Origin of the sequence: Candidatus Protofrankia californiensis (genome assembly GCF_900634765.1) — a bacterium.
Classification (GTDB): Bacteria; Actinomycetota; Actinomycetes; order Frankiales; family Frankiaceae; genus Protofrankia; species Protofrankia californiensis.
Genome location: NZ_CAAAFT010000095.1, coordinates 8,025 through 11,553 on the forward strand (window position 1 = coordinate 8,025; position 3,529 = coordinate 11,553).

Consider the following 3,529-nt stretch of genomic DNA (forward strand, 5'->3'; position numbering starts at 1 on the left):
ACCCGTACAAGCGCGGTGTCCAGGACGTGGGCGAACAGAAAGAAAAAGATCAGTACGCCTGTGATCCTGTGGGCAACCCAGGACCACATACCCTCGCGGCCGCGGTAGAGCGTGCCCGCTGGTGCCTTCGGCACTGAAAGCTCCTCCGGACCGGCCTTCCGACAGGCTGGTCCTGATGATCCGTCCGATGACTCACAGTGACCTGTTTGGCTGAAGGTGATGCGGCTGTCATGGAATCCGCCAGTTCATGACCGAGGTCTGGAAGGTCACGCTCGAACCGATGGTCCGGGCAATGATCTGACGGGCAGGCAGCTCGCGTCACCGAAGAACCAAGGCACCCGGAGACATCATGTGGACGACGGTTTGTGTGCACCCGATGCTAGTGCTGGCCTCCTGGCGGGGCATGCCAGCTTCCGTGACACTTAGGTGAGGTATGTCACAGATAGTGATCGTCTTCATTGTGTGACGAAGCGCTCCGAAGGGTAGGAGCGCCCGGCAACAGGGACGCGGCGTCGCGGCATCAGGTTCCCGCGGTCGGAGTGGGGGGGTCGACCGGTGCCGTCGGAGCCGGAGTCGTCGGCTCGACCGGTGTCGGCGAAGTCGTCGTAACCGGTGTGGTCGGGCTCGCGCCCACCTGCGTGGGTGAGGGGCTCGGGGTCACCGCCTCGGTCGCGGTTGGTATCGGCTCGGCCGATGTATTCGCTACGGACGGTGAGGGTGAGCGTGGGGTGGAGAACTTGTCCACGCCGGGAGGAACCTTCAGGCCGGAAGCGAGTGCGGAGGAGTTGATGCTGCTCTGCCCGGCGATCGTGCTTGCCGGCGGGCTGCCGTCCCCGCTGGGTTGTAACTGTGAATCACTGTTGGGCCCCGAGCCGAGCAGCACGCTCAGCATGATCGCCACGCTTACAATCACGGACGCGGCCACAGCCATGATCACACCGTGTTGCAGGGGAGGTCCGTCACCCTGCCGGGTGGTTGACGCTCTCCTGCTCTCCAGGCGATCATGAGTTGTGCTGTTGCCGGGCGGACCACCCACGACACCGCCGGCAACCGGTAGCAGACCGTCATCGGGATCAGCCTGGCCGTCGGTGCCGTATCCACCGAAGTCGAACGGGGGCGGGGCGAGCCGGCCGCCTGCCAGGGTGGTCGCTCCCGAGGCACCCGGGAGCGGGGTGCGCTCGGACCGCGTCCCGACCGCTACAGCGGTCACCGGCTCCTCGAGGTGGCCGGAACCCTCTCGGTATGCAGACTGCCCCGGGCCGGGAGCCGTCCGCTCGGTGCCCAGCTCACCTGCGCCCGTCGCGGCGGTGGCTACCCTGTTGGCGATCATCGTTCCGGTTTCGGTCGGCTCGTCGGCCACACCCCTGGACGCGCCACCTGCCGATCCGCTGCCCACCGATCCGCCACCCGTGGTCGCGCCGTCCGCCGACGGGTCCACAGTTGCCGGGTCCGCCGTGGTTGCGCCGGTGGCAGTGGGGCTGATCTGGGACCCGTGGGCGTCCGGGTCCCCGCCGGATGCCGGATCGTTGCCGACGTACTCCAGGACGCCCGCACCAGGCTTGGGGTTGTGGTTCTCGCTCGCGTCCACGCCCGGTTTCGGCTGGGAGCCGGTGACCGACGCCGGTACCGGCGCCACCCCGTGCGCGATAGGGAGCAGGCGCCGGCGTACCTCGACCACGTCCGGCCTGGCCTCAGCCGGACGGTCGAGCAGGTCGGTGAGCAGGCCGCGCAGGGGGCCGGCGAGCCGGAACGGACGCCTGCGTCCCTCCACCACCGCGGTGAGGACGGCGTAGGTCTCCGGCCCTTCAAACGGTGGCTGCCCCTCCACCGCCGCATACAACGTGGCGCCCAGCCCCCACAGGTCGCTCGCGGGGCTGCCGGAGGAGCCGCGAACCCGTTCCGGGGCGATGTAGGCGGGGGAACCGACAAGCGCACCCGTTCCGGTGAGGGTCGAGTCGCCGTCCGTGGCCGCAATGCCGAAGTCGGTCAGCCGGACGTGGCCGTCCCGGCCGAGTAGCACGTTCCCGGGCTTGACGTCACGGTGCAGCACGCCCGCGGAGTGGGCGGCGGCGAGCGCCTCGGTGAGCGTCAGCCCGATGGCCGCCACCTGCTCCGGTGGCAGCGGCCCCTCGGCGCGGATGACCTCGCCGAGGCTGTCGGCGTCCACCAGTTCCATGACGATCCAGTGGCGCTCGGCCTCTTCGACCACGTCGTAGACGGAGACGATCGCCGGACTGTTGAGACGGGCGAGGGCGCGGGCCTCACGCAGCACCCGTGCTCGCAGCCCGTCACGTTCAACCTGCGAGCCGGCATGCGGAATGAGAATTTCCTTGACCGCGACAGGGCGTTGGAGAAGTTCGTCCTCACCACACCAGACGACACCGGCGCCACCTCGACCGATAGGAGTATCCAAACGATAACGCTGAGATACATATCGGGGTGTGTTGTGACGCGAGGAGTCTCCGGGCGGGCGCGCCGATCTGGCCATCACCGTCAAGTCTTGCAGATGTGCGACCGGATGTGCAGACAGCCCTCATCCGGTCCGGCTCGTTGCGCGGTCAGGGACCGGGCCGGAACGTCGAGAAAAGTTGCCACATCAACGGAAGGTCGGTTTCCCAGCGGGAGTCCGCAGTACGCCAGTACAACGCGTAGCCATGGCCATTACGCACAAATCCGCGGTTGAGAACGTGCACCGTCTTCCCTCCGGATGTGTGAGTAAACTCCCAGTCCGCCTGGATCGCGCCGTTGCCGCCGTCACTTGCCGCGATCTTCACCCGCCGGTAGTCCGGCACCCGGGTGCGGACGTCGTCCTCGTGCGTCATCCAGTCCGCCAGCGCGGACGGATTCGCCTGCATGGTGATGTCGATGTGAAGGTAGGCGCCGGTTTGCGGATTGCTGAAGTTCCTTCCTTCGTTTCCGGGGGCGGGCCGTTCCTCCCAACCGTCCGGATAGGCGATCGACCAGCCCGACGGGGCGGAGTAGGTATGCCAGCCCAGTGGCGGGGTCACCGGTGTGGTGTCCGGCGGCGCCAGACCCGGATCTGCCGTGATCGGTGCGCCCGGGGTGCTCGCGGTGGATGACGCCCCGGTGGGAGCCGACGGGCCGGCAACCGTGCCCGTGGACGCCGGCTGCGGGCCGGCCTGGTTCGCGGCAACCCCGTCTGATGCCGCCCCGTCCACTTTCGGCCCGTCCGGACCCGATGCCAGTACTGCTCCGAGGACGATGGCGGTACCCGCCAGCACCGCCGCGAGGATCGCGGCGACCGTGGTCCGGCGCCGGCGGGTGGCGTGGGGACCTGCCGGTCGAGCCGGCGGTCGAGTCGGCGGTGGTGCGGCGGCTGCCTCGGCCGTCTCTGCCGCTTCGGCTGCCTTTGCCGCTTCGGCCGTCCCTGCCGCTCCGGTGTGTGCGGGAGGAGCCTGATCGCGGACGCGTGACGGCGCTGTGACCGTTGCCCCGGCTTCCTCGGCGGGGAGCGCGGCCGGCTGCCGGTCGGTGGCCACGGCGCTCACCGTTGCCGTGGTGTCGGCCG

Annotated in this window: 1 protein-coding gene and 2 pseudogenes; all 3 read right to left on the reverse strand. The window is 68.9% G+C overall.

The genetic code is table 11. The annotated features are described in order from the left end of the window. Window positions 1–134 (reverse strand): annotated as a pseudogene (locus DD1DGNOD_RS05650) (succinate dehydrogenase, cytochrome b556 subunit); the annotation flags it as partial. A 386-nt stretch (window positions 135–520) separates the two neighbouring features. Beyond that, window positions 521–2,488 carry a serine/threonine-protein kinase gene (locus DD1DGNOD_RS05655; RefSeq protein ID WP_131765562.1) on the reverse strand — a complete coding sequence of 656 codons (1,968 nt, stop codon included), beginning with the start codon at window positions 2,486–2,488 and terminating at the stop codon, window positions 521–523. Between the two features lie 70 nt (window positions 2,489–2,558). Next, window positions 2,559–3,529 (reverse strand): annotated as a pseudogene (locus tag DD1DGNOD_RS05660) (serine/threonine protein kinase); the annotation flags it as partial.

Coding starts and splice junctions, on each gene's coding strand:
- DD1DGNOD_RS05655 (WP_131765562.1), bottom strand. CDS start 2,488: ATGGCCAGATCGGCGCGCCCGCCCGGAGACTCCTCGCGTCACAACACA.